General features: G+C 70.1%; 30 protein-coding genes and 1 tRNA gene. 16 read left to right on the forward strand and 15 right to left on the reverse strand.

Annotated elements, in window-relative coordinates:
* Nucleotides 1–334: 334 nt before the first annotated feature.
* From ACWEPL_RS12400 to ACWEPL_RS12415, 4 genes are all read left to right on the forward strand, one after another.
* On the forward strand, nucleotides 335–568 hold the full coding sequence (locus ACWEPL_RS12400; protein WP_452436108.1) for a hypothetical protein: 234 nt from the start codon (nucleotides 335–337) through the stop codon (nucleotides 566–568).
* A gap of 5 nt (nucleotides 569–573) precedes the next feature.
* A complete protein-coding gene (locus ACWEPL_RS12405) occupies nucleotides 574–858 on the forward strand; it encodes a hypothetical protein (protein ID WP_452436109.1) in 285 nt (94 codons plus the stop codon).
* Entirely contained in the window at nucleotides 855–1,106 is a 252-nt protein-coding gene (locus ACWEPL_RS12410; RefSeq protein WP_452436110.1) for a hypothetical protein, read from the forward strand. The genes ACWEPL_RS12405 and ACWEPL_RS12410 overlap by 4 nt, the downstream gene beginning before the upstream one ends.
* Nucleotides 1,107–1,414: 308 nt before the next feature.
* The gene (locus ACWEPL_RS12415; RefSeq protein ID WP_452436111.1) at nucleotides 1,415–1,966 is read left to right on the forward strand and encodes a hypothetical protein; all 552 of its coding nucleotides are present in this window, start codon (nucleotides 1,415–1,417) and stop codon (nucleotides 1,964–1,966) included.
* A gap of 104 nt (nucleotides 1,967–2,070) precedes the next feature.
* Here ACWEPL_RS12415 and ACWEPL_RS12420 read toward each other — a convergent pair whose 3' ends face one another.
* Nucleotides 2,071–2,529: a hypothetical protein gene (locus ACWEPL_RS12420; RefSeq protein ID WP_452436112.1), complete on the reverse strand. Its 459-nt coding sequence runs from the start codon at nucleotides 2,527–2,529 to the stop codon at nucleotides 2,071–2,073.
* Between the two features lie 115 nt (nucleotides 2,530–2,644).
* Complete coding sequence (locus ACWEPL_RS12425; protein ID WP_452436113.1) at nucleotides 2,645–2,872, reverse strand: hypothetical protein; 228 nt, start codon at nucleotides 2,870–2,872, stop codon at nucleotides 2,645–2,647.
* Nucleotides 2,873–3,238: 366 nt separating this feature from the next.
* Between ACWEPL_RS12425 and ACWEPL_RS12430 the strand changes: the two genes are divergently transcribed.
* The 3 genes from ACWEPL_RS12430 to ACWEPL_RS12440 all read left to right on the forward strand — a co-directional run bounded on the left by ACWEPL_RS12430 (nucleotide 3,239) and on the right by ACWEPL_RS12440 (nucleotide 5,967).
* On the forward strand, nucleotides 3,239–3,574 hold the full coding sequence (locus tag ACWEPL_RS12430; protein WP_452436114.1) for a DUF932 domain-containing protein: 336 nt from the start codon (nucleotides 3,239–3,241) through the stop codon (nucleotides 3,572–3,574).
* Between the two features lie 168 nt (nucleotides 3,575–3,742).
* Nucleotides 3,743–4,843: an integrase core domain-containing protein gene (locus tag ACWEPL_RS12435; RefSeq protein WP_452436115.1), complete on the forward strand. Its 1,101-nt coding sequence runs from the start codon at nucleotides 3,743–3,745 to the stop codon at nucleotides 4,841–4,843.
* A gap of 227 nt (nucleotides 4,844–5,070) precedes the next feature.
* A complete protein-coding gene (locus ACWEPL_RS12440; protein ID WP_452436116.1) occupies nucleotides 5,071–5,967 on the forward strand; it encodes an integrase core domain-containing protein in 897 nt (298 codons plus the stop codon).
* A gap of 134 nt (nucleotides 5,968–6,101) precedes the next feature.
* On the opposite strand, the gene ACWEPL_RS12445 is transcribed toward ACWEPL_RS12440, so the two are convergent.
* A tRNA-Ile gene (locus ACWEPL_RS12445) sits at nucleotides 6,102–6,175 on the reverse strand.
* 229 nt (nucleotides 6,176–6,404) lie between these two features.
* On the opposite strand from ACWEPL_RS12445, the gene ACWEPL_RS12450 reads away from it, so the two are divergent.
* Nucleotides 6,405–6,749, forward strand: a complete 345-nt coding sequence (locus tag ACWEPL_RS12450) for a histidine phosphatase family protein (protein WP_452436117.1) — start codon at nucleotides 6,405–6,407, stop codon at nucleotides 6,747–6,749.
* 311 nt (nucleotides 6,750–7,060) lie between these two features.
* Here the strand turns inward: ACWEPL_RS12450 and ACWEPL_RS12455 are convergent, their stop codons facing one another.
* Entirely contained in the window at nucleotides 7,061–7,993 is a 933-nt protein-coding gene (locus ACWEPL_RS12455; RefSeq protein ID WP_363963160.1) for a LysR family transcriptional regulator, read from the reverse strand.
* Between the two features lie 95 nt (nucleotides 7,994–8,088).
* Here ACWEPL_RS12455 and ACWEPL_RS12460 point away from each other — a divergent pair, with 95 nt between their 5' ends.
* Both ACWEPL_RS12460 and ACWEPL_RS12465 read left to right on the forward strand, forming a co-directional pair.
* On the forward strand, nucleotides 8,089–8,316 hold the full coding sequence (locus ACWEPL_RS12460; RefSeq protein WP_350741535.1) for a DUF6158 family protein: 228 nt from the start codon (nucleotides 8,089–8,091) through the stop codon (nucleotides 8,314–8,316).
* Nucleotides 8,313–8,549: a hypothetical protein gene (locus ACWEPL_RS12465; protein WP_363963162.1), complete on the forward strand. Its 237-nt coding sequence runs from the start codon at nucleotides 8,313–8,315 to the stop codon at nucleotides 8,547–8,549. The genes ACWEPL_RS12460 and ACWEPL_RS12465 overlap by 4 nt, the downstream gene beginning before the upstream one ends.
* Nucleotides 8,550–8,912: 363 nt before the next feature.
* Here the strand turns inward: ACWEPL_RS12465 and ACWEPL_RS12470 are convergent, their stop codons facing one another.
* The gene (locus ACWEPL_RS12470) at nucleotides 8,913–9,074 is read right to left on the reverse strand and encodes a hypothetical protein (RefSeq protein WP_363963164.1); all 162 of its coding nucleotides are present in this window, start codon (nucleotides 9,072–9,074) and stop codon (nucleotides 8,913–8,915) included.
* Entirely contained in the window at nucleotides 9,071–10,702 is a 1,632-nt protein-coding gene (locus ACWEPL_RS12475; protein WP_355206434.1) for a sodium:solute symporter family protein, read from the reverse strand. The genes ACWEPL_RS12470 and ACWEPL_RS12475 overlap by 4 nt, the downstream gene beginning before the upstream one ends.
* A 68-nt stretch (nucleotides 10,703–10,770) precedes the next feature.
* Between ACWEPL_RS12475 and ACWEPL_RS12480 the strand changes: the two genes are divergently transcribed.
* Nucleotides 10,771–11,553, forward strand: coding sequence for a putative hydro-lyase (locus ACWEPL_RS12480; RefSeq protein ID WP_452436118.1), 783 nt, complete (start codon nucleotides 10,771–10,773; stop codon nucleotides 11,551–11,553).
* A 100-nt stretch (nucleotides 11,554–11,653) separates the two neighbouring features.
* Nucleotides 11,654–12,943, forward strand: a complete 1,290-nt coding sequence (gene secY, locus ACWEPL_RS12485) for a preprotein translocase subunit SecY (protein ID WP_452436119.1) — start codon at nucleotides 11,654–11,656, stop codon at nucleotides 12,941–12,943.
* Between the two features lies 1 nt (nucleotide 12,944).
* Here the strand turns inward: secY and ACWEPL_RS12490 are convergent, their stop codons facing one another.
* From ACWEPL_RS12490 to ACWEPL_RS12505, 4 genes are all read right to left on the reverse strand, one after another.
* Nucleotides 12,945–13,589 carry a response regulator gene (locus ACWEPL_RS12490; protein ID WP_452436207.1) on the reverse strand — a complete coding sequence of 215 codons (645 nt, stop codon included), beginning with the start codon at nucleotides 13,587–13,589 and terminating at the stop codon, nucleotides 12,945–12,947.
* Nucleotides 13,590–13,693: 104 nt separating this feature from the next.
* A complete protein-coding gene (locus ACWEPL_RS12495) occupies nucleotides 13,694–14,629 on the reverse strand; it encodes a sensor histidine kinase (RefSeq protein ID WP_452436208.1) in 936 nt (311 codons plus the stop codon).
* Nucleotides 14,630–14,673: 44 nt separating this feature from the next.
* Nucleotides 14,674–15,063 (reverse strand): PPOX class F420-dependent oxidoreductase, encoded by a 390-nt coding sequence (locus tag ACWEPL_RS12500; protein WP_452436120.1) that lies wholly within the window; start codon nucleotides 15,061–15,063, stop codon nucleotides 14,674–14,676.
* A 34-nt stretch (nucleotides 15,064–15,097) separates the two neighbouring features.
* The gene (locus tag ACWEPL_RS12505; protein WP_452436121.1) at nucleotides 15,098–16,006 is read right to left on the reverse strand and encodes a phosphotriesterase family protein; all 909 of its coding nucleotides are present in this window, start codon (nucleotides 16,004–16,006) and stop codon (nucleotides 15,098–15,100) included.
* A gap of 149 nt (nucleotides 16,007–16,155) precedes the next feature.
* Between ACWEPL_RS12505 and ACWEPL_RS12510 the strand changes: the two genes are divergently transcribed.
* Nucleotides 16,156–16,611, forward strand: a complete 456-nt coding sequence (locus ACWEPL_RS12510; RefSeq protein WP_452436122.1) for a TIGR02611 family protein — start codon at nucleotides 16,156–16,158, stop codon at nucleotides 16,609–16,611.
* Nucleotides 16,612–16,665: 54 nt separating this feature from the next.
* Nucleotides 16,666–17,610: a TolB-like translocation protein gene (locus ACWEPL_RS12515; protein ID WP_363963176.1), complete on the forward strand. Its 945-nt coding sequence runs from the start codon at nucleotides 16,666–16,668 to the stop codon at nucleotides 17,608–17,610.
* On the opposite strand, the gene ACWEPL_RS12520 is transcribed toward ACWEPL_RS12515, so the two are convergent.
* Together ACWEPL_RS12520 and ACWEPL_RS12525 are read right to left on the reverse strand one after the other, a co-directional pair.
* Complete coding sequence (locus tag ACWEPL_RS12520) at nucleotides 17,605–17,925, reverse strand: GroES family chaperonin (RefSeq protein ID WP_363963178.1); 321 nt, start codon at nucleotides 17,923–17,925, stop codon at nucleotides 17,605–17,607. The two genes, ACWEPL_RS12515 and ACWEPL_RS12520, sit on opposite strands and share 6 nt — an antisense overlap.
* 47 nt (nucleotides 17,926–17,972) lie before the next feature.
* Complete coding sequence (locus ACWEPL_RS12525; protein WP_452436123.1) at nucleotides 17,973–18,905, reverse strand: endonuclease/exonuclease/phosphatase family protein; 933 nt, start codon at nucleotides 18,903–18,905, stop codon at nucleotides 17,973–17,975.
* A 51-nt stretch (nucleotides 18,906–18,956) separates the two neighbouring features.
* On the opposite strand from ACWEPL_RS12525, the gene ACWEPL_RS12530 reads away from it, so the two are divergent.
* Entirely contained in the window at nucleotides 18,957–20,210 is a 1,254-nt protein-coding gene (locus ACWEPL_RS12530) for an ArgE/DapE family deacylase (protein ID WP_452436124.1), read from the forward strand.
* A gap of 61 nt (nucleotides 20,211–20,271) precedes the next feature.
* Nucleotides 20,272–20,871 carry a TetR/AcrR family transcriptional regulator gene (locus tag ACWEPL_RS12535; protein WP_452436125.1) on the forward strand — a complete coding sequence of 200 codons (600 nt, stop codon included), beginning with the start codon at nucleotides 20,272–20,274 and terminating at the stop codon, nucleotides 20,869–20,871.
* 53 nt (nucleotides 20,872–20,924) lie between these two features.
* Here ACWEPL_RS12535 and ACWEPL_RS12540 read toward each other — a convergent pair whose 3' ends face one another.
* The 3 genes from ACWEPL_RS12540 to ACWEPL_RS12550 are packed head-to-tail and all read right to left on the reverse strand — an operon-like array spanning nucleotide 20,925 to nucleotide 23,808.
* Complete coding sequence (locus ACWEPL_RS12540) at nucleotides 20,925–21,722, reverse strand: ABC transporter ATP-binding protein (RefSeq protein ID WP_355206402.1); 798 nt, start codon at nucleotides 21,720–21,722, stop codon at nucleotides 20,925–20,927.
* Nucleotides 21,722–22,729, reverse strand: a complete 1,008-nt coding sequence (locus tag ACWEPL_RS12545) for a FecCD family ABC transporter permease (protein ID WP_452436126.1) — start codon at nucleotides 22,727–22,729, stop codon at nucleotides 21,722–21,724. Before ACWEPL_RS12545 ends, ACWEPL_RS12540 begins: the two co-directional genes overlap by 1 nt.
* Nucleotides 22,726–23,808 (reverse strand): FecCD family ABC transporter permease, encoded by a 1,083-nt coding sequence (locus ACWEPL_RS12550; RefSeq protein WP_452436127.1) that lies wholly within the window; start codon nucleotides 23,806–23,808, stop codon nucleotides 22,726–22,728. Before ACWEPL_RS12550 ends, ACWEPL_RS12545 begins: the two co-directional genes overlap by 4 nt.
* Nucleotides 23,809–23,832: the final 24 nt, after the last annotated feature.

The raw sequence follows: 23,832 nt of genomic DNA on the forward strand, positions 1-23,832 counted from the left end.
CCGCGGCAGATCCCGGAACCCACCACCATCGGTTCCGCTTTCCCTCTTCGGGCAACATGTAGCCTCCAGGCGTCCTATCGACTCAGCCGTACTTGGCTCGCACGGCGTTCCTCGATCGTTTGAGAAACGCCGTGCGCACCCCCAGTCGTCTCCGCCGAGAGAGGCACATGATCCGCGCTTACACGCTAACTCCCGTACAGGTTGAGCGTGAGCCTTTTATAGGATTCAGCGATTTGGCTGGAGACTCAGAAAGCCGTCGCCGACCTCCAGCCGCTCGGGAAGCGCCCGGCCTGTCGTACGCCAGCCACCGCGAGTAGCGAAAGGAGTGGATGCCATGATCTGGCGGCTGACTCTGGAATGCGGGCATCTGCGGCTCGACGGGCCGTGGGGCGACGACGTAGCCCGGCGGATGATCGGCGGCATCACGATGTGCGATGTGTGCCCGAGACGAGCCACGACGACGATGCTCCGGCAGGTCGTCAACGTGGAGTCGGTCCCTGTCGACCAGTACCGCCGGCTGGCCGAAGACGTGGCCAGGGCGCGCATGGACGCGCTCCGCGAATGGTGACAGCCGTGAGCGACATCCTCGCCCACCTGCAAGGACTGACCCAGCACCTGCCCGAGCCGCCCCGGGTGGCCCGCATGGACGTGGGCCAGAGCATGTTCAACTGGCTGAAGGCTACCGCTCAGCCCGAGGGCGCGCCGTCCGAGGACGCGTGGCGGCCGGTCGGCTGGACACCGCCGCCACTTGCCGGCGCGATGTTCGGTGTACCAGTCGTGCTGCGCGGGGACCTGGCGCCCGGCGCCTGGCGGGTGATCGACCGCGACGGCGAGATCATGAAGGAGGGCACGCTGTGAGGCTCGACCAGCTCCACGATGTCCAGCCCAACGTGGGCAGGCTGGTCGGTGGCCCACACGACGGGCTGCGGGTCACCTTCGTGCGGGAGTGGCCCGCGCTCTGGCGAATGTCTCCGGTGACGCCCTGGTTCACGCTCGACAGCCCCTCCTTCGACTCGCTCGCGCCCGTACGCTGCCCTACCTACCAGTCCACAGCCTCGGTGGACGATGACGGCGTACGCGTCTACCGCTACGTCGGGGATCAGTGATGCCCGGCATGACATATACCGAACGTCCCCACAGGCCTACCCGCCGACCTACGACGGCTCGCGAAACGCTTTCCTCAACGACACGAGGGGAGAGGCCCGATCGCCGGGTACTGGACCACCGTCAGGACCGCGATCAAGACGTGGGGGACCACCCTCCGCCTGTGCACGGTGATCGCCGTCGTCAGCGCGCCGGGGCTACTGGGCACGCTGGCGCTCATGCTCAGATGAGGGCGCACGACCTGTAGGTCGCGGCCGAGGAGATCTGCAAGATGGAAACGCACAGGGTTTGGGTGTCGTAGGAGAACGCGATGTATGTGATGGCAACAATGGCGAGCGCTGTCCAGGTCGATCCAGTACTACTCGCCCTACTGCCGGCAGGCGGAGTCATCCTCGGCGGAGTGCTCACCATGGTAGGACAGACGCTCACGGATCGCCGAGCTCAGCGGCGAGAGTCAGAGGCACGCAAGGACGCTCTGCGCGTCCAGTTGTATCAGGAGGACCGGGAGAATCTACATCTGCTGCAGCAATCGCTCCTGGACCTGGCAACGTTGAACGCCCGCATCTTGGCGGAGAACAGGGTGCGCCTCGAAGGGCGGCCAGACGCCAAGAGCCAGATGCCATTCGATCTCATGGAACGCCAGAACCAGCTGATCAGTGAGTTCACAGTGCGCCGCGAGCGCTGCCGATCCGATGCCGTCCGCGAAGCGCTAGGCGCATTCATTCGAACCACGCACGTGCTCGTGGACAGCGCCACGCTTGGCGAAATGACCTGCAACGCAGAGACTTCACGCGACGCCTTTCAGACGGCGCAGCTTGCGATTGGCAAGGAGCTCCGACGAGCCCCGCTCGAAGGTTTGTGACCACAACGTCCCAACCGGCGCCCGAGCGAGCGGATTCACCTTGCTGCCCGCACTGCTCGCACGACTTCCGAGGATCAGTCCTGGTCGAGAGCCTCCGTGCGTCCTCAGCCTCGATCCCGCGCCCGCTTCTCCACAGCCCGCTCGACCGCTCTGGCGGCATGGCCGGAGACGGTAACCCCGCCAATCAGCAGATCCAGGGCAGCGGCAAACTCGGGCTGATCCTTCATTAGGACCAAATTGATTGATATGAGCAGGAGGAAGACGACGAGCTTCGCGCGCTTGGGGTCGAACTGTGCCCCTGCTGCAGCGTTCTTTGTGACCAAGACACCAATGGGCGGCCACTCGGTGATCGATTCGAAGGGTGGCAGAGGCTGGGGTGGAAGCAGGCGCATGACGCTCTCTTCAACTCCAGGGAGGCACGTCACCGTTTCGGCGAAGCTGCGCAGGAGCCGCCGGATGTCCTGGTATCGGGGCTCTTCAGGGTTGAGCGGCGGGACATCTGGCACGCCCGCGAGGAGCGCCATCACCTCGTCGGTGATTGCGTCTAATTCCTTATTGTCCACATTTTGGGACGTTATCGGATTTCGCCGCTCTACGCCTCGTGACTCGGCAGTCTGCCCGCACTGCTCTCATGATCTGTAGCAGGGCCTGCAGCCCGCTGCTGCAGGCCCCGCACGCTCAGGCAGCGAAGCCCGGCGGCCGCCAGTCGGCATTCACGCTGACGCGGCCGCTCCAGCGATGACGACGGCACGTCACGTGCACCGACGCCTGGACGGTGTCATAGCGGTACGACGGCGTCGGATACTGCGTCTCGATCACACGCAGCTGCCGATGCTCGGGCTGCCAGTCGCTGACTTCGATGCCATCGCTGTGGTGCTCGTAGATGCAGATCGGCTCAGGGAACATTCCCCGCCTCCAAATCCCGCGCACGCAGGCGCGAACTCATGTGGGGTGGGGACCCGGCCATAGTAGATCGGGCGCCTGGATTATGGTCAAGCGCTCGAAAGAGAAGGGCTATCCGGCCGACGCTCGGGGTCGGCCGCTCTTCCGCTCCCAAGTGGCCGGCCATCGGCGCACCGCGTCGCTCAGATACAGGAGCAGCCGCGGCAGTGCGGCAGCTTCGCGTACAGATGAGATGAGACCGTGTCGTACGCCTCAGAACTGCGGAGCAGCAGGCTCTCCTGGACGGTCTTTGCCGGGCGTAGAAACTGGTCGTCGTCATGCTCGGGCTGGCGGTCGAGTACTACGCGGAGTGGGCGGCTGAGGAGACCCTTGCTTGCGCAGACCGAGATCGCCATGCGCGACTTCGAGAAGCTCATCGGTGACCTGTGGCCGGTCAAGGACGACGCTCCGCTGCGTACCCGCAATGCTGCCACCCGCCGCAGTGACCAACTCGCCACCATGTACCGGGCTGAGACCGAGCGCCTGAGCAGGACTGCGTACGCCGCCGAGCGCACCATCACCGACTACCTCGACCACATCGCACCGCGCCGCCCCGGCCGCACCATGACCGAGGAGATCGCCCGTGCCACCGCCCTCCTGGAAGGTGCGGACGACGAGATCAAGACCAACGCCCACAAGCGGCTCATGACCCTGGACCGCCGCTGAACTTGAAGCCCCTGAGGGCCGGAAAAGCGACCGGGACCGCCATCCCACCGACTCTGCGCCTGCCGATAATTACGTCCACCCAGGTCATGACTCTGCGAGGGCTTCGCGTGGCGTTCGCGAGCTCTGGTCACCCGGGAGACGGAAGCGCGTACGGCAGGATGATCCGCTGTGCTGCTTCGCCTGGCCTACCTGACCGTCACGAACACGTTCGCCGCGCTGCGGTTGCTGCCCATGGGCGATCGGGACAAGGACGTGGAGATACTTGCTCTGCGTCACCAGATCACCGTCCTTGAACGCCACCTCGGCGCCGACACGAGAGTGAGATTCGCGCCCGAGGACCGAGCCTTCCTTGCCGCGCTTCTGACGTCGCTGCCGCGCGAGGTCCTGTGCCAGCTGCGGCTCCTCATCCGTCCGGACACGGTTCTCCGCTGGCACCGCGATTTCATGCGACGTCGTCATGCCCGTACCTGCCGGCCGAAGCGGCCTGGCCGCCCACCCATCGTCCGCTCTATTCGCGCCCTCATCCTGCGCTTGGTGCGAGAGAACCCCGGCTGGGGCTATCGGCGGGTGCATGGTGAGCTCGCCACACTCGGTATCAAGGTCGCGCCGTCCACGGTGTGGGAGATCCTCAAGCGGGAAGGTCTTGATCCGGTGCCCGAGCGGGCGGCCACCACGTGGGCCGACTTCCTGCGCTCGCAAGCCGACGCCATGCTGGCCTGCGACTTCATCGAGACCATCACCCTCAACGGGCAACGCCAGTACATCCTGGCGGTGATCGAGCACGCCACCAGGCGGGTCCGTGTGCTCGGCACCACCGCACACCCGAGCCCCAGCTGGGTCATCCAAGCGATTAGGAATCTGGTGATGGATCTGGACGATGCGGGCTGTCGGGCGCGCTTTCTGCTCCGCGATCGGGATGGAAAGTTCCCTGCCCTCATGGACGAGGTGCTCGCCGAGGCCGGCATCAAGACGGTGCTCACCGGTATCCGGATGCCGCGGATGAACTCGATCATGGAGCGGTGGGTGCAGTCGTGCCGTCACGAGCTGCTCGATCGCTGCCTGATCTGGAACGAACACCACCTGCGGCACGCCCTGCGCGAATATGAACACTTCTACAACCAGCACCGAGCACATCAAGCCCTGAACCAAGCAGCCCCGCTGCGCACCGTCCCCGATCCGATTACGGACCCAGAGCGAATCATCGACCTGAATGTCCGCCGACGAGACCGGCTCGGCGGCGTCCTCCACGAGTACTCATATGCCGCTTGAGCTGCGTGGATGGAATTGTCGGCAGGCGCACTGTTCGCGCACTGGCGCTTCGGCGCACGTCCTGATGGCTGGGCAATGGGAGCCGGATGAGCTGCGAGGTTCACGTCCGGTTCTGAGAGAGCCGGGGGGTGAAACTCCCCCCGGCTACTCACCTCGTCTTGCGTCATCAGCTCGCGGTGTTGCGTCGGCAGGTGGCAAGGCCTCGGCCGTCGTGGGCGGATCGGGCGGTGATCAGCGCGCTGGCGCGGCTGCTGTCTCCGGCCGGTCGTCGACGGTTGTTCGTGACGCCGGGGACGCTGCTGCGTTGGCACGCCGACCTGGTACGGCGGCGCTGGACCTTCAAACGCCGCAGCCAGGGGCGGCCTCCCACCCGCGCCTCCATCCGGACCTTGGTGCTTCGTCTGGCCCGGGAGAATCCGCTGTGGGGTTACCGGCGGATCGCCGGAGAACTCGCCGCTTCGGGGTACCGGGTCGGGGCCTCCACAGTGTGGCTCATCTTGAAGAAGGCCGGCATCGACCCAGCGCCGCGACGCGCAGGACCGACCTGGGGTGAGTTCCTGCGTGCTCAAGCTGAAGGGATCTTGGCGTGCGACTTCTTCCACTGCGACACCGTGCTGTTCAAGCGCCTATATGGCCTGGTCGTCATGGAGATCAGCACCCGCCGTGTGCACGTTCTCGGTGTCACCGGGCATCCGACCGGGCCGTGGGCTGCGCAGCAGGCCAGGAACCTGATGATCGAGCTGGGGAACAGGGCGCAGGGGTTCAGGTTCCTCATCCGCGATCGGGATACCAGGTTCACCGCGGCGTTCGACGAAGTCTTCACGGCCGCAGGCATCCGCATTCTCAAGAGTCCGCCTCGGGCTCCGCGGGCCAACGCGTTCGCCGAACGCTGGATCGGCGGCTTGCGCAGAGAACTTCTCGATCGGATCCTTATTGTCAACGCCCGCCATTTACGACGCGTGCTGGCTGCCTACGAGATCCACTTCAATGCGCATCGCCCACATCGCTCCCTGAGCCAAGCCGCTCCGCTGCGGGCCCTTCCCGATCCGGCCGAGGGCGATATCAAGGTCATTCGACGTGACCGCCTCGGCGGGCTGATCCACGAGTACGCGCAGGTCGCTTAGGGCGGCCGAGTTGTTGGCACCCACAGGAGGCATCCCAGACTGCCGGTCTCCCTTCGGTCTCCCCTCGGGGCCATGACCGACCTACGGATTCGGCGTGATCAAGGGAACTGCAGGTCAACGCCTAAGAGAAAGAGTAGGGCGGGTGGGACTTGAACCCACGACCCACGGATTATGAGTCCGATGCTCTGACCGGCTGAGCTACCGCCCCTGGATTAAGTTGTGTGACGTGCGGTGGGACGTCGGAAGACCGTGCCGAGCCCCTGCGCATGCTAAGGCTAGAGCATCGGATGCGGTCGTGGCGTCCGGCCGAACGGGAGACGAGTCTCCGCGGATATCATTCCATGCCCGGCAGTGTTGTTGGAGCCTCGGTCGATCATATTCGGGGTCTTCGCTACCAGCGGAGTCGTAAGGGATTGATGGGGCGGTAGCGTCTGGGTGTGGCCGTGACGCTGGGTTACGAGACTCACTCCATCGCCGTGGACGACGAGACGGGCATCGCCACCGGGTGGTTACCCGGGGAGTTGTCCGCGTGGGGGCGGGATCTGGCTGTGGAGCTGGGGGCGCGGTGGACGGCGGTGGACGTCGTTTATGCCTCCGACCTGGGGCGGGTTGTGCGGACGGCGGAGATCGCCTTTGCGGGCGGCGGCAAGGAGATCAGGCTCGATCGGCGGCTCGGGGAGTGCGATTACGGGGTCTGCAACGGGCGGCCGGTCGGTGAGGTGGCGGCGTTGCGGAGTAGGCATATCGATATGCCGTGGCCGGGTGGGCAGAGCTATCGGTAGGTCGTGGCGGAGATGGCGGGGTTTCTGCGGGGCATGATGGATGAGTGGCAGGGGTCTGGTGCTCGTGGTGTTGCATTTCGCTAATCGGTGGGTGCTGCAGAGTCTGCTGGATGGGACTCCGTTGGAGGAGTTGGTTGACGCGCCGTTCGAGTGGCGGCCGAGGCGGGGGTACAGCATCGCCTGAGGTGGGGTGGTGTGCGGGGGAGGGTGGGGTGCCCTCCCCGAGGTGGTGTTTGGGTTCAAGGGGTGGGGGTGGTGTCCGGGGTAGATGGTGGTCTTCGGGGCGGGGGCGCTGATTTACGGGGCGGGGCTTATGGGGCGGTGCCGTAGCTGGGGTTGCGGACCAGCCAGTCGTGGTAGACGGGACTGCGGCGTACGGCGTCCAGGTGGGCTTGTTTGGCCTGTGCCACCACCCAGTCCGCTTTGGGGGCGGTGGGGTGGTGGCCGAGGAGTTGGCGCCAGCGCAGTGGCGCGCCGGCGAACGGCACCATGGTCAGGCCCTGGGCGGCCTGGTGGGTGGCCTGGCAGAGCACGACCGCGCGGCCGACCTGGGCGAGGTGGGTGCAGGTTGACACGTCGGTCTCGTAGATCGTGCCCGGGGTGAACCCCGCTCGCGCGCACGCCGTGGCGAAGCAGTCGGCGAAGCAACCGTCGCCGGGTGTCACCGCCCACTGTTCGCCGGCGAGGTCGGCGAGCTCCACCTCCTTCTCCTTGGCGGCCGGATGGTCCTCGCCGACCAGGCAGAACACGGGGTCGAGGCTGATCGTCTCCCACATGAGCGCGCCGGTGGGGGTGCCGGAGTCGCCGCAGGCGCCGGTCAGCACGTAGTCGAGGCGGCCGAGCTCGACCATGCTGGTCAGCTCGTGGGCCGACCAGGAGGTGTACGTGCTGACCGCCCCTTCCGCGGCGAGCCGGTCGACCAGGCCGCCCAGTATGGGGCCGTTGGTGGCGCCGATGCGGAATCCGGGGGAGGGGGCGGCGGCGAAACGTACGGCTTCCTCCTGCAGCTCCTGCGCCGCGGGAAGCAGTACTCGTGCCCTGGAGAGCACGAGCTCGCCCAGCCTGGTGGGTCGCGCGCCATGCCTGTCGCGCTCGAACAGCGTGCCGCCGAGCACCCGCTCGATGCGCTTGAGCTGGGCGGTCAGGGCCGGCTGGGCCAGCCCGAGCTGGGATGCGGCCTTGCTCACACTTCCCGCGTCCGCGACCGCACGGACGATCCTGAGGTGCCTGAGCTCGAGGTCCATAAGGGGACGGTAAGGCGGCGATCTCTTACAAACAATGCCCATATGTCAGGAAATGTGACAGATATTGTCGAGGGTCTCTGGGGTAGGGGGAGCCCATGACGACGATGGGAATAGATCCGGCGCAGCTCAGCGACGAGGATCTGGTCCGCGAGCTGCGGCAACTGCACGCCACCCGGAGCGACACCTTCTTCCACGGGTCGGACGACGCTCTGGCGGTGCACACGTCCCGGATGAACGAACTGGAATCCGAGTACCTTCGCCGCAACCCGGACCGTGAGGTCGACCCGAACCGGCTGAGGGAGGGGGCGAGACAGCGATCATGATCGAGGCCCACGATGTGCAGGCTCTGTCGGACGTCGACGTCTACGTCTACGAGGCGGTGGCGTCCCTGGCGGTGGAGCACGGCATGGCGGTACCGGCCGCGTTGGTGCGGGCGTGCGGGCTGACCGAGGAGCAGGTGCGCGAGAGCCTCAAGCACCTGATCGAGCATGGGTACGTGGTGCCCAGGCAGGACGGGTACGCCCTTGGGGCTCATACGTTCGAGGTCGAGTACTGAGGGTCTGAGGGTGCTGAGGCATCGTCGGCCGTCCCCGGTGCGCGTATGAGCGGTCCACCCGGTCCACCCGGTCCACCCGGGGTGCTGATCGCGCGCTGCCTGGACGAGATGTCGGCGATGTGATCGCGGCGCGTAGGGCCTGCGACGGGTAAGGCCTGCGATGAACGGGCGAACCGAGCCGGTCAGGGCCGTCTGGCCCGGACCGGTGCCATGAAAGGTGCCGGTCAGGGCCGTCGGCCGGGGCTGCGAAAGGTGCCGGTCAGTGCTGCCGGGCCGGGGCTGCGAAAGGTGCTGGTCAGTGCTGCCGGGCCCGGGGCCGCGAAAGCGAAAGGTGCCGGTCAGGGCCGGGGCCCGGAGGGGCGGTCAGAGGCGTCTGGCTCGGGCCCAGGCCACGAACGCGCCGCCGAAGACGGCCATGGCGAGGCCGGTCCACAGGTTGATCGCGCTCCCGAGCGCCCCTGCGACCACGAGGATCACCCCGTACACCAGGAACAACCCGCCGATCACCATCCGAATGTCACTCACAGGATCACCCCGTACATCACAACGGCCAGGACGAGGGCGCCCGTGCCGAGCAGCACCGGCGAGCGGTACCAGCGCGCGTCGCCCGCGAGCGCGTCGTCCTCCAGGTCGGTGGCGTTGAGCCCGTACACGAGCCCGCGCAGCTCCTCGGCGGGCTTGGGCGTGGTGACCAGCGTGACCGCCACGGACACGATCACGTCCACGACGAACGCCAGGCCCGCGCCCCAGAAGCTGGCGTTCAGCTCGGTGCCGAAGTCCACGATCCCGGCCTTGAACGCGATGTACGACGCGAAGGCCGCCAGCGTGCCGGCGAGCAGTCCCCAGAAGCCGGCCCACGGCGTCATCCGCCGCCAGAAGAGCCCGACGATGAACGTCGCGAACAGCGGCGCGTTGAAGAACGAGAAGAGGGCCTGCAGGTAGTTCATGATGTTGGAGTAGCCGGCCGCGATGAACGCCGTCCCGACGCCCAGCGCCACGCCCGCGACGGTCGCGATCCGGCCCACCCGCACGTAGTAGCCGTCGTCGCGGTCCGGCCGCAGGTGCGACTGCCAGATGTCGTTGGTGAACACCGTGTTGAACCCGCTGATGTTGGCCGCCATCCCCGCCATGAACGAGGCCAGCAGCCCGGTCACCGCGACCCCGAGCACGCCGTTCGGCAGCAGGTCCCGCATGAGCATCGGGATCGCGTTGTTGTACGCCTGCCCCTGCCCCCAGCCGCTGAACAGCACCAGCGCGATCATCCCCGGCAGCACCGTCACCAGCGGGATGAACAGCTTCGGGTACGCGGCGATGATCGGCGTGAGCCGGGCCGCGTTCGTGTTCCTGGCCGACAGCGCCCGCTGCACCTCGGCGAAGTTCGTGGTCCAGTACCCGAAGGACAGCACGAACCCGAGGCCGAACACGATCCCGATCCAGTGCGCGTGCATCGGGTTGTCGCCCGCCGTGCCCGCCCACGTGTGCAGGCCGCCCTCGCCGAGCGGGCTCTGCCGTACCTTGTCCGCCAGCCCCGAGAAGCCGCCCACCTTGATCAGCCCGAGCACGGTCAGCGGGATCAGCCCGGCGAGGATCACGAAGAACTGCAGCACCTCGTTGTAGATCGCCGAGGAGAGCCCGCCGAGCGTGATGTACGCCAGCACGATCACCGCCGAGACCACCACCGAGACCGGCAGCGGCCAGCCCAGCAGCGCCTCCATGACCAGGGCGAGCGCGTAGAGGTTCACGCCCGCGATGAGGATCTGCGCGACCGCGAACGTGATCGCGTTCAGCAGCTGCGTGGCGCCGTTGAAGCGCTTGCGCAGGAACTCGGGGACGCTGCGGACCTTGGAGCGGTAGTAGAAGGGCATCATCACGATGCCGAGGAACACCATGGCCGGCACGGCGCCGATCCAGTAGTAGTGCACGGTCATGGCGCCGTACTGCACGCCGTTGGCCGCCATGCCGAGGATCTCGATCGCGCCCAGGTTGGCCGAGACGAACGCGAGCCCGGTGATCCACGCGGGCAGGCCGCGCCCCGCGAGGAAGAAGTCGAGGCTGGAGCTGATCCGTTTGCGGGCGGCTAACCCGATGGCGAGCACGGTGGCGAAGTAGATGGCGATGAGCACGTAGTCGAGGAGGTTCACGTCGAGACGCACGGCAGGCCCGCTACCCCGGAAACGCCCGGCATCACGCGGACCTGTCACGCGGGCGTACTGTCGGGGGTGTGGACGTCGCCGATCTCAGCCCGGCGCAGGCGCGGGAGCGCTTCCGCGCCGGCGAGCGCGTGCCCACGGCGGGGTGGTGCCTGGGATGGACGCAGGCCAACCTGATCGCCGTGCCCCGGCGGCTGCGGTACGAGCTGCTGCTGTTCGCCCACCTCAACCCGCAGGCGTGCCCCGTCCTGGACGTAGGGGAGCCGGGCGCCTGGTCCACGCCGCTGTTCCCCGGCGACCTCCGTACCGACCTGCCCGGATACCGGCTCTACCGCGACGGCGAGCCGGTCGCGGACCTCGGCGACGTGGTGGAGCGGTGGCGGGACGACCTGGTGCCGTTCCTCATCGGGTGCAGCTTCACCTTCGAGCGGGCGCTGCTCGCGGCCGGGGTGCCGGTGCGGCACCTGGAGCTGGGGACGAACGTGCCGATGTACGTCACGAACGTGGCCTGCACGGCGGCCGGGAGCCTGTCGGGGCCGCTGGTCGTGTCGATGCGGCCGGTGCCGGGCGAGCTGGTGAAGACCGCGATCGAGGTGAGCGGGCAGTATCCGCTGGTGCACGGGGCGCCGGTGCACGTCGGGGACCCCGCGGGGATCGGGATCCACGATCTGGCCCGGCCGGACTTCGGCGATCCGGTCGAGGTGCGGGAGGGGGAGGTGCCGCTGTTCTGGGCGTGCGGGGTGACGCCGCAGGCGGCGGTCATGGCCAGCGGCGTCGAGTACGCGATCGGCCACCTGCCGGGGCACATGGCGATCCTGGACGCCCGCGACGACGACTACCGCGTGCCGTCCTGACCGCCTTGCCGTCCTGACGCCCGCCTACGCGGATTTGCGTACGCGGGTGCCTCGTCTCGGCGGACGACCCCGGGCGCCGCCCAGGTCAGACTCCTTGACCATGCTGACCGTCTTGACCAGGGCGTTCCGGGTGCCGGAGCTGCGTAAGAAGCTGCTGTTCACGCTGGGACTGATCGCGTTGTTCCGCCTCGGGCAGCTCATGCCCTCCCCGGGGGTGGACGTGGTGGCCGTACGGGAGTGCGTGGGGTCGGCCAGGGGCGGGCTGTTCGACATGGTGCAGATGCTCAGCGGGGGCGCGATGCTGCAGCTGTCGGTGTTCGCGCTGGGCGTCATGCCGTACATCACGGCCAGCATCATCATGCAGCTCTTCGCCGTGACGGTGCCCAGGCTGGAGGCCCTCAGGAAGGAAGGGCAGCGGGGCCAGGCGAAGATCACCCAGTACACGCGCTACCTGACCGTCGGGCTCGCCGTGCTGAACGCCGGGACGATCGTCGCGCTCGCCCGCTCCCGGCAGCTCCTGCCCGGGTGCGCGAAGCCGCTGCTGCGCGACGAGGGGCTGCTGCCCGTGGCCGTGATCGTGCTGACCATGGTGGCCGGGGCCTGCGTGGTCATGTGGCTCGGCGAGCTGGTCACGGACCGGGGCATCGGGAACGGCATGTCCATCCTGATGTTCACGCAGGTCGTGGCCGTCTTCCCGGGATACATGGCGAAGATCTTCGTGATGAGCCCGGTGAGCTTCGTGGTGATGACGGCGGCCGGGCTGTGCCTGGTGGCGGCCGTGGTGTTCGTGGAGCAGGCGCAGCGGAGGGTCCCGGTGCAGTACGCGAAGCGGATGGTGGGGCGGCGGATGTACGGGGGCACCAACACCTACATCCCGATGAAGGTGAACCAGGCGGGGATCGTGCCGGTGATCTTCACCTCCTCGCTGCTGTACCTGCCGACGCTGGCTGCGCCGCTGCTGGGGGACTCGGCGCGGACGTGGGTGGAGCTCAACCTGACCTCGGGGACGCATCCCCTCTACATGAGCGTGTACGTGCTGCTCATCGTCGCCTTCGCCTACTTCTACGTGTCGATCACCTTCAACCCCGTGGAGGTGGCGGACAACATGCGGCGCTACGGGGGATTCGTTCCCGGGATCCGGCCGGGCGGGCCCACGGCGCGATACCTGGCGTACGTGCTCTCCCGGCTGACCGCGCCCGGGGCGCTCTACCTGGGGGTGCTGGCGCTGCTGCCGCTGGTGGCGTTCGCGATCCTCCGGGATCCGGGTACGCAGCAGAACTTCCCGTTCGGCGGGACGAGCGTGCTGATCATGGTCGGGGTCGGGCTGGACACCGTCAAGCAGATCGAGTCCCAGCTCCAGCAGCGCAACTACGAGGGTTTCCTGCGGTAAGTCACACGCTGAGCCCGGCTCGCATGGCGAAGACCACGAGCTGGGCCCGGTCCCTGGCATGCAGCTTGAGCATGGCGCGGCTGACGTGGGTGCGGACGGTGTCGGGGCTGATCACCAGCTCCTTGGCGATCTCCTCGTTCGACCGGCCGGTGGCCACCCACGCCACCAGCTCCCGTTCGCGGGGCGTGAGCGTCTCCAGCCCTTCGACCGGCTCGGTGCCGTGCCGCCCGAACAGCCCGATGACCTTCTTCGTGATCGCCGGTGAGAGCAGCGCCTCCCCGGCGGCCACCACACGTACGGCGTTGACCAGCTCCTCCGGGGCGCTGTCCTTGAGCAGGAAGCCGCTGGCGCCGGCCTGGAGGGCGGCGAAGACGTACTCGTCGACGGCGAAGGTCGTCACCACGACGATCCTGGTGGCGCGCAGTTCGGGGTCGTCGGCGATGGCCCGCAGCACGGCCAGGCCGTCCATGCCGGGCATGCGGATGTCGAGCAGCAGGACGTCGGGGCGGGTGCGGCGGATCAGCGCGAGCGCGGCGGCGCCGTCGGCGGCCTCGCCCACGCACTCCATCCCGGGCGCGCGCTCCAGCAGGGCCCGCAGCCCCATCCGCACGACCGCCTGATCGTCGGCGAGGGCCACCCTGACCACGCCCTCAGTGGAGGACGCGCCGTCCGGGACGGTTGCGCCGTCCAAGGGGGCCGCGCCGTCCGGGGAGGGCGTCCGGCTTGGGGAGGTCGCGCCGTCCGGGGTGGTCACGCGGAGGTCCGGGGGAACCGGGCGGTCACCTGGAAGCCGCCGCCCTCGCGCGGTCCCGCGGCGAGATGGCCGCCCGCTTCGGTGACCTTGGCACGCATCCCGCCCAGCCCACGCCCTTCGCCCGCGCCCGTACGGCCGACACCCCGATCGGCCACCTCCACCACGAACTCGCCCGGACCCCCGCCCACCCGCACGAGCGCCCTGGTGGGCCCCGCGTGCCGCAGAACGTTGGTCAGCGACTCGCGCACCACCCCGTAGACGGCGGCCTGGAGATGGGCGGGCACGGCGAGGTCCGCGGGCTCGACGTCCACCGGCACGCCCGCCGCCCGGACGCCGTCGATCAGCCCGGCGAGGTCGGCCCCCGGCGGGTCGATGCCGTCGAGCGCCGCCCGCAGCTGGGCGAGCGCCGTCGTGCTGGTCTCCCTGATCGCTTGCAGCGAGGCGCGCGCCTGCTCGGGGTCGTCGTCCAGGGTGACGAGCGCGATCCCGGCCTGCATGGCGATGGCCGCCAGCCCGTGCCCGGCCGCGTCGTGCACCTCTCCGGCGATCCTGGCCCGCTCCGCCGCCAGCAGGTCGGGCCCGGCGCCGTCGGCGGAACGCACCGTGGTGAGCCGGTGGGGCTGGGCGGCGGGGATGCCCCACGCCGGCTCGGCTCGTACGGACTCGGCGAAAAGCGGCGGCTCAGCGAAAGAGAACGACGGTGGCTCGGCGCGTACGGACTCCGTGGAGAACGGCGGCGGCTCGGCCTCCGCCGCGGCGGCAGCGGCCGCGGCGCGGGCCTGGGCGAGGCCGCTGAACGACCACGGGACGGCCAGCCAGCCCGCCCACGCCAGCATGATCACGACGGGGACGTCGCCGACCCGGGTCAGGCGTGACAGGGCGGCGAGCGGCCGGCGCAGGCGGCCGGCCCTGTGCGTCTGCTCCGTCACCATCCCCACCCGGCCAAGGTTCGCGTTGCCCCGATCCTAGCGAGCTTTCACAGGTTCCGGGTCTGGCGCGGGCCGTCCAGCCCCCACGAGGTGATCTTCCTCGGGGTGATCCTGATGATCTCTCTCGAGAAGTACGGCACGGGCGGGTCGACGTCGCTCAGCGCCTCCGCCGTGCCCCTGATCTCGATGCCGCGCACCACCCACGGATCGACCGAGGCCAGGTCGTCCACGACGAGCGCGACGGTGCTGCCCTTCCCGACGTTCCTGAACTTCTTGGACACCCCCATGGCGTGCCCGCCGATGGTGATCGTGCCGGTCCCGGCGTCGACGAAGAAGCCGACCGGGTTGTTCTGCACCTGCCCGTCGGGCGACACGGAGGCCAGCCGGCCGAGGTGCTGCGAGGACAGGTAGTCAAGTTCCGCTGGTGTGAAGGTCATGCAGGCGAGTCTGCAACCTTGACATTGGTTGGGGTCAAGCCATTCCGCCTGTGAGCCAGCGCACCGGGTTCGCGGTGGTGATGAGGCCGATCATGTCCTCGCCGACGCCCGCCTCGCGCAGGCGCGGCAGCAGCGCGTGGAAGAGGTGCGCGTAGCCCGGCCCGTCGTACTTGCGCAGCTGCGCCACCCGGCTCAGCCCCGTGCTGATCAGCAGGCGTTCCGCGTGGCCGTCCTCGATGAGGCCGAGCGCGATCCTGGCCGCCTGGTCGGCGCCCAGGCCGAGCACGCCCAGGCTCACGTACGCGCCCGCCTCGGCGATCTTCCTGGCCGCGCCCAGGTCGGTGCCCGCGTAGCCGACGGCCACCCGGGAGCCCGGCAGGCCCTGGCCGAGCAGGATCTCCAGGAGCGCGGGGGCATGCGCGCCGTGCGTGGCGACCGGCAGGCGCGACTTCAGCGAGGCGCGGGCGGCGGCGACCAGGCAGCGCTCCTCGCGCGGCGTCGGCTCGGCGCCCCAGGTGCCGACCTCGCCGATCACGCCGGGGAAGACGCCCATGTCGTCCACGCCGCTGAGGATCTCGTCCATGAGGCGGGCGGTGAGCGTGTCCACGTCCGCGTCGCCGACGTCCGTGAACGGCTCGGCGAACAGGCCGGTCGAGGCGATCACCGGCACCCGGCTGCCGGCCGCCATGCGGGCCAGGGCGGCGGCGTCGCGGCCCATCCCCATGCAGGTCAGGTCGACCACGAGACCGAGGCCGTCGGCCTGGCGCAGCTCGCGGAGCTCGGCGGTGACGGCCTGCTCCTCGTCGAGCCACCGGTACGGGTCCGAGTCGATGCCGACGGCCCAGCGCATGTCGGTACGCAGGTGCTCGTGCGGGAGGACGGGGCCGGTGATGGCCGCGGCTCGTACAGGGCCGGTGACGGTGCGAAGCAAGACCTCGGGCATAGCAGACATTAACCGATGTTTGCCGGAAGTAGCCTCTTCTGGCGGGAAATTTTGCCGTTCGGAGGGTTTCAGGCCTTGCTAGTCGCCTGCAAGTCGGCACCCAGTGAGGGCCCGTATCCTGGATGGCACACCGACTGCCGGGGGGAATTGTGCAGGTTCAGAACTCCGACACCGGCGACGCCGACATGCTCAAGGGCGAGGCCGCCGAGCATTCCAGCATGCCCGAGCGCCGTACGGGCCTTCACGGGTGGCTGGACGGGATCAGGTCCACGCGCACGGGCGCGCTCACGCTGAAGATCGTGTTCGGCGTGATCGGGACGGTCATGGTGGTGGCCGGGCTGATCATGGTGCCCTTCCCCGGGCCGGGGTGGGCGGTCGTGTTCGCGGGGCTGGCGGTGCTGGCCGTGGAGTTCCACTGGGCCCGCAGGGTGCTGGAGTTCGGCAAGCGCACGCTGCACGCCTGGATGGAGTGGTACAAGCGGCAGGGCTGGCTGGTGCGCGTCGTCGTGCTCGTCGCGACGGTGGCCGCCGCCGCGGTGATCGTCTACTTCGGGCTGCGCACGCTCGGCTTCGACGCGATCGCGTTCGTCCGGGGTCACATATAGATCGGTCCGGTATACCGGCCCGATATTCCATGCTTTCCTGCCTATTCTGCGGGCGTGATCGCCAAAATCGCCATCGCGCTGTCCTTAACGCTTTCCGGCCACGCGTCCGCCGGGTTCACGGGTCCCGCCGCCCGGGCGGACCTCGTCCTCCCCGGGACCGCAGGCGTGAAATATCGCGAAACAACGGGTGATCCGGTACGCCTGACCGCCTACGGCCTCGGCACCAAGCGCACCTACCTCAGGTCCACGACCGGGAGCACGTTCACCTGGCAACAGGCGCTGTCCGAGGTGTCCGTCGCGCCCGGCGGCCGGCTGACGGCAGGCGTGCCCAGGGCGTACCGGTCGGGCTACGACTCCCTGATCGTCACCGACCGCACCACGGGCGCCGCCGGCCGGATCCGTACGGTCAAGAAGCCCCTGACGGCTTCCTACGCCTCCTGGTCCCGCGACGGGAAGCGGGTCGCGCTCACGGTCGAGCAGAAGACCGGCGGCACGTGGCGCGTGATCGGCTACACCGTCGTGGACGTGGCCGCCAAGACCGCCCGCACGATCAGGGTCACCGGCCTGAGCGCGAAAGCGGGCTTCTGGTGGAGCCCCGACGGCAACCTCGTCTCCATGTACGGCACCGGCCTGCGCGTCTACCGGGCCTCGGACGGCGCGGTCCTGCGCACCTACGCCGGCGTCGGCCTGCCGACCGGCCCCGAGGACTCGTTCTCGCCGTCGGGCACCCGCCTGACGACCTGGTGCCCGGCACGCTTCAAGGAACAGCTCTGCCTGGTCGACCCGGCCACCGGCAAGATCGCCCAGCGGGTGAACGCCCGGCCGGAGGCGCTGTTCGGCTGGTGGGACGACAGCCACGTCATCGCCGTCGTGGCGCGCGGCACCGCCTACCGGCTGGTGGTGCTGGACCTGACCGGCAAGGCGACACGCGTGCTCGCGGAACTGCCCCGTACGACGTGGGCAGCGGAACTCTGGCTCTCCTTCACCCGAGGATCATAGATAGAGGCCGGTGCCGTGGTCGGTCTCCTGGGTGGCCACCGCGTGCAGATCGCGCTCGCGCATCACCAGATAGACCTGCGCGTGCACCTCGACCTCGGACTGGTCTTCCGGGTTGAAGAGCACCTTGTCGCCCACCTTGACCGAGCGCACGTTCGTACCGACGCCGCACACCTCGCCCCAGGCCAGCCGGTTGGCCAGTTTGACCGTCGCGGGGATGACGATCCCGGAGCCGCTGCGCCGCTCCTGTGCCTCCGGCTCCAGCCTGATCATGACCCGGTCGTGCAGCATCTGAATTTCGAACTTGGGCTCAACCACAGCCCAAGTTTACGAGTCAGGACACCCCCGAGACTCCGGAAGCGCGATCACGGCAGCCTGAGCTCGGCGAACACGGGCCGGTGGTCGGTGCCCCGCAGCGGCAGCACCTGGAACTCCCGCACCGCCATCCGCGAGTCCGCCAGCACGTGGTCGATCGCCACGCCCGGCAGACCCACCCGCGAGCCCTCCTGCGGCCAGGTCGCCACGAATCCCCGCCCCATGACGTCGGCCGCGTCCCGGTAGCCGCTCGCCAGCAGGGCGCGTACCGGCAGGTGGTCGAGCGTGGCGTTGAAGTCGCCCGCCAGCACCCGCAGTTCCTTGCCCGCGGGCGGCAGCGCCTCCAGGCCGGACTGCCAGCACGGCTGCCGCCCGATCCGCTTGGGCGCGCACGGGTGCACCGACACGATCTCCACGCGGGCCCCGCCGGGATGCCTGAGCCAGGCCCTGGCCTGCCCGAAGCCGCCGAAGTTGATGGCCTGCCCGGCCGTGAGCGGGTGCCGCGCGTACACGGCCGACCCGCCGACCCCCTCCCGCGGCCGCGTGACGGCGTACGGCAACAGCGCGCGCACCCCCGCCCGGTCCAGCCGCCGCATGGCGTCCGGCGTGAACTCCTGCAACGTCAGCACGTCCGGCCGCAACCTGCTGATCAGCGCCATCAGCTCCGCCGTGTGGGCCCGCCCCACCAGCAGGTTCGCCGCGAGCACCCGCAGCACCGGCCCGTCGGCGTCGGGGTTGCCGTCGACCAGGGCCCGGGGGAGCACGGCCGGCACCAACGCCAGCACCGTGACGAGCGCGACCGTGCCCGCCGCCCACCGCCGCAGCACGCAGGACAGCGCCAGGCTCACCGCCGCCGCGCACACCGCGTACGGCGTGTACGCCACCACCGGCACCCACGGCCAGTCCGGCTCGAACCCGCTCAACCGCACCGCCGCCCACCCCGCGAACGGCACCACCACGATCCAGCTCACCCATGTCCGCACGCCTTGTATCGCCACAAAGCGCGATTCGGGTTCATGAGTAAGGTGTGCTCCATGCGCGACGTGGAGGCAGGCGTCCTGAACGCCATCGACGAGGTCGAGACCGTGAGCCTGCTGGCCGAGACCGTCGGCGTCCCCAGCGTGACCGGCACCGACGCCGAGTCGGAGCTGCAGCACCGCTTCGCCCGCCTGCTCACCGAGGCCGGCATGGACGTGGACGTCTGGAAACTCGACCTCGCCGGCCTGGCCGCCCGCCCCGGCTTCCCCGGCACCGAGGCGCCCAGGAGCGAGGGGTACGGCGTCGTGGCCGTCACCGAGGGCGAGGGGTCGCCGGCGCTCGCGCTCCAGGGTCACGTGGACGTCGTCCCGACCGGCGACCTGGCCAAGTGGGAGGGGCACGACCCGTTCGCCGCCCGGATCACCGGCGACGTGCTGCACGGCAGGGGCGCCTGCGACATGAAGGCGGGCCTGGTCGCGAACCTGGCCGTCGCGCGGGCGATCAAGAAGGCCGGGGTCAGGCTGGCCAGGCCGCTGGCGGTGCACTGCGTGATCAGCGAGGAGGACGGCGGGCTCGGCGCGTTCGCCACGCTCGCGCGGGGGCACACGGCGCAGGCCGCGGTCATCACCGAGCCCACCAGCGGCGCGGTCATCACGGCCAACGCGGGCGCGCTGACCTTCCGGCTGGAGATCGCCGGTCGGGCCGCCCACGGGGCCACGCGGCACGAGGGGGTCAGCGCGGTCGAGGTGTTCTGGCCGGTGTTCGAGGCGATCAGGCGGCTGGAGACCGAGCGCAACCGGGACGTTCCCGGCCTCTTCCGGGGCGACGGAGCGCCGTACCCGATCGAGGTCGGCACCGTGCGCGCGGGCGACTGGGCCAGCACCGTGCCCGACCTGCTGGTCGCCGAGGGCCGGCTCGGGGTGCGGCTGGACGAGGACCCGGCGGCGGCGCGGGCCGCGTTCGAGGAGGCGGTCGCCGACGTCGCCGATCCCTGGCTGCGCGCGAACCCGCCGGTGGTGACGTGGCCCGGCGGCCAGTTCGCCAGCGGCCGGCTGCCCGCCGGGCATGCGCTGCTGGACGAGGTCGGCCGGGCGGTCGCCGACGTCACGGGCGCGCGGCCCGCCGAGGCGGCGGCGCCGTACGGGAGCGACCTGCGACTGTACGCGGCCGGCGGGATCCCGACCCTGCACTACGGCCCCGGGGACGTGCGGTACGCGCACGCTCCCAGGGAACAGGTCGAACTGCGGGAGCTGCGCGAGGTCACGCGGGCACTGGCACTGCTCGTTGTGCGCCGCTGCGGAGCACTCTGAGCAGGGTCCCCGGGCTCATCAGCGACGGCGGCGGGCACTGAAATGGACTAGAGTCCGAATCATGTCGGAGTCACTGGAGCTTCTGGTCGGCCAGCCGGTGAAAGAGCGGGCGGACGCGGCGCGCAACCGGGAGAAGGTGCTGGCCGCGGCCGCCCGGCTGTTCGCGGAGAAGGGGGTGGAGGCGGTCTCGATGGACGCCGTCGCCGCGGAGGCCGGGGTGGGCAAGGGCACGCTCTTCCGGCGCTTCGGTGACAAGTCGGGGCTCGCCGTGGCGCTCCTGGACGATCGCGAACGCGACCTGCAGCAGCGCGTCCTGTCCGGCCCGCCGCCCCTCGGGCCCGGCGCTCCCGCGTCCGAGCGGCTGGCCGCCTTCGTGGCCGCCTACCTCGATTACCTCTTCGCCCACCTGGACCTGGTCCGCATGTCGGAGACCGCCAGCCCGGGGGCCCGCTACCGGATCGGGGCCTACCGCTTCTGGCACAGGCACGTCGCGATCCTGCTGGCCGAGTGCCGCCCGGGCGGTGACGCGGACCCGCTGTCCCACACGCTGCTGGCCGCGATGGGCGCGGAGGCGGCCGCGGCCCTGAAGGACGCCTACGGCCCCGCGCGTGCGGCCACGGCCGTCACCACCCTCGCCACCGCCCTGACCACTACCCCCTGACCTCACCGCGCGGTCCGCCGAGCCCGCGGGCCGGTCGTCGGCGGGGTGGTGGGTCAGGCGGAGGTGGAGATGCGGCGGCGGGATTCGGGGACGATGAGCGGGGTGCCGGACTGCGGGTCCGGGATGATCTCGCAGCGCAGGTCGAACACCCGGTGCACCAGCTCAGGCGTGACGATCTCCGTCGGATCCCCCTCCGCGACGATCTCGCCGGCCCGCATGACGATCAGGTGGGTCGCGTACCGGCAGGCCTGGTTCAGGTCGTGCAGGACGGCCACCATGGTGCGTCCGGCCTCGTGCAGGTCGGCGCAGAGGTCCAGCACCTCGATCTGGTGGGAGATGTCCAGGAACGTGGTCGGCTCGTCCAGCAGCAGGATCGGCGTCTCCTGAGCCAGCGCCATGGCCAGCCACACCCGCTGCCGCTGCCCGCCCGACAGCTCGTCCACGATCCGGTCGGCCAGCTCCGCCACGTCGGTGGCGCGCATGGCCTCGGACACGGCCGCCTCGTCGGCGCGCGACCACTGCCGCATGAGCCGCTGGTGCGGGTAGCGGCCGCGGGCCACCAGATCGGCCACGGTGATCCCGTCGGGCACGACCGAGCTCTGCGGGAGCAGGCCGAGCCGCCGCGCCACCTCCTTCGACGGCAGCGACGTGATCACGCTCCCGTCCAGGTGGACGGCGCCGGACTTCGGCTTGAGCATCCGGGCCAGGGCGCGCAGCAGGGTGGACTTGCCGCAGGCGTTCGGGCCGATGATCACGGTGAAGGACTCGTCGGGGATCGCCACGCTCAGGTCGGCCGCCACGACGCGCTGGTCGTAGGCGAGCGTGAGATCGGTGCCTGACAAACGGGCCATCAGTGGCGGTCCTTTCGCAGGAGCAATGCGAGGTACGTGCCGCCGATGGCGGCGGTCAGCACGCCGACGGGCAGCTGGGTGGGGGCGAGGACACGCTGGGCGGCCAGGTCGGCGACGGTCAGCAGGACGGCGCCCATGAGCGCCGAGGCCCCCATCGTCACCCCGGCCGAACGCGTGAGCCGCCGGGCGAGCTGCGGCGCGGCGAGCGCGACGAAGACGACGGGCCCCGCGGCGGCCGTGGCCACCCCGGACAGCAGCACGCCGGCCGTGATCGCCACCGCGCGCACGACCTCCACCCGGATCCCCATGGCCTTGGCCGCGTCGTCGCCCATCTCGATCATCCGCATCGGGCGCGCCACGAACGCGCACACCGGCAGCAGCACGGCCAGCGCCAGCGCCACGGGGATCGCGTGATCCCAGCCGCGCCCGCTCAGGCTGCCGGTCAGCCAGGCGCCCGCGGTGGCCGCGTCGTTGATGTTCGCCCTGGTCAGCAGGTACGAGTTGACCGCCAGCAGCAGCGCGTTCGCCCCGATGCCGACCAGGACCAGCCGGTAGCCCTGCACGCCTCCGCGGAAGGCCAGCGCGTACACGAGCACGGCCGTGAGCACGCACCCGGCCAGCGCGCCACCGGCGATCGCCATCGCCGAGCCGCCCGCCACGACGGCGACGATGCCGCCCGTCGAGGCGCCGGCGGTGAAGCCGATGAAGTCGGGGCTGCCCAGCGGGTTCCTGGTGAGGCTCTGGAAGATCGCGCCGCTCACCCCGAACGCCGCGCCGACCAGCAGCCCGGTCACCACGCGAGGGGCGCGCAGCTTGTTGACGATCAGCTCGGCGACCGGCGTGCCCTGGCCGAAGAGCGCGGAGACGATCTCGGGCACGGGCACCGTGAACTCACCCGTCGAGATGGCCGCCACGGTCACCGCGCAGGCGACCACGACGAGGATCGCGCCGACGAGCAGGGCGCGGGGCGCGAGCCGTACGGACCAGGGGCCGACGCGGACGGTCACAGCGCCGCCACCCGCCTGCGCCTGGCCAGCATGATGAAGATCGGCGCGCCGATCACCGCCCACACGATCCCCACCTGCACCTCTCCGGGCCGGGCGATGACCCGGCCCACCACGTCGGCCGCCAGCAGCAGCACCGGCGCGGCCAGCGCGGAGTAGGGGAGCACCCAGCGCTGATCGGGCCCCACCACCGCGCGCACGGCGTGCGGCACGATGAGCCCCACGAACCACAGCGGCCCCGCGGCGGCGGTGGCCGCGCCGCACAGCAGAGTGACGGCCACCCCGGTGAGGATCCTGGTACGGTTCACGGCCACGCCGAGCGCCCTGCCCGCGTCGTCGCCGAGGGCGAGCAGGTTGAGCGGCCTGGCCAGCAGCAGCCCCAGCACCAGCCCGGCCACCATGAACGGCGCCAGCCGCACCAATGTGTCTGCCGTCTGCCCGGCCAGCGACCCGGTCAGCCAGAACCGCATCCGGTCGAACGTCTGCGCGTCCATGCGCAGGATGGCCGAGGCCACCGCCGTGCACACCATGCCGAAGGCCACGCCGGCGAGCGCGAGGCGTACCGGGCTGGAGCCCGAGCGGCCCGCGGAGGCCAGGGCGTAGACGACGGCGGAGGCCAGCGCGGCGCCGCCGAACGCGAACCAGACGTAGACCGCCGGATCGGACACCCCGAACAGGCCGAGCGCCAGCGTCACACCGAGCGCGGCCCCCTCGTTGATGCCCAGCAGGCCGGGGTCGGCCAGCGGGTTGCGGGTCAGGCTCTGCATGAGCGCCCCCGCCAGGCCGAGCGTCGCGCCGACGCCGAGGCCCAGCAGCGTACGCGGGACGCGCAGCTCGCGGATGACCGTGTGGTCGTTGGAGCCGTTCGGGGCGAGGAAGGCGTCGATCACCGTCGAGAACGACACGGACCGCGCCCCCAGCGCCACGCTCGCCATCGCCACGAGCGCCAGCACGCCCACCGTGACGACGAGCCCGGTGACGAGCACGAAGGCCCGTGCGGCGGGAGCGGGGCGGCCGGTGGCGGGCGGATCGTCCTCCACGGCCCCCCAGCGCGGCGGGGACGTGTCTTCAGCCGGGCGCACCCGACCCCCTCTCGTAGCGGTCAA

Source organism: Nonomuraea sp. NPDC004186, from assembly GCF_053603495.1.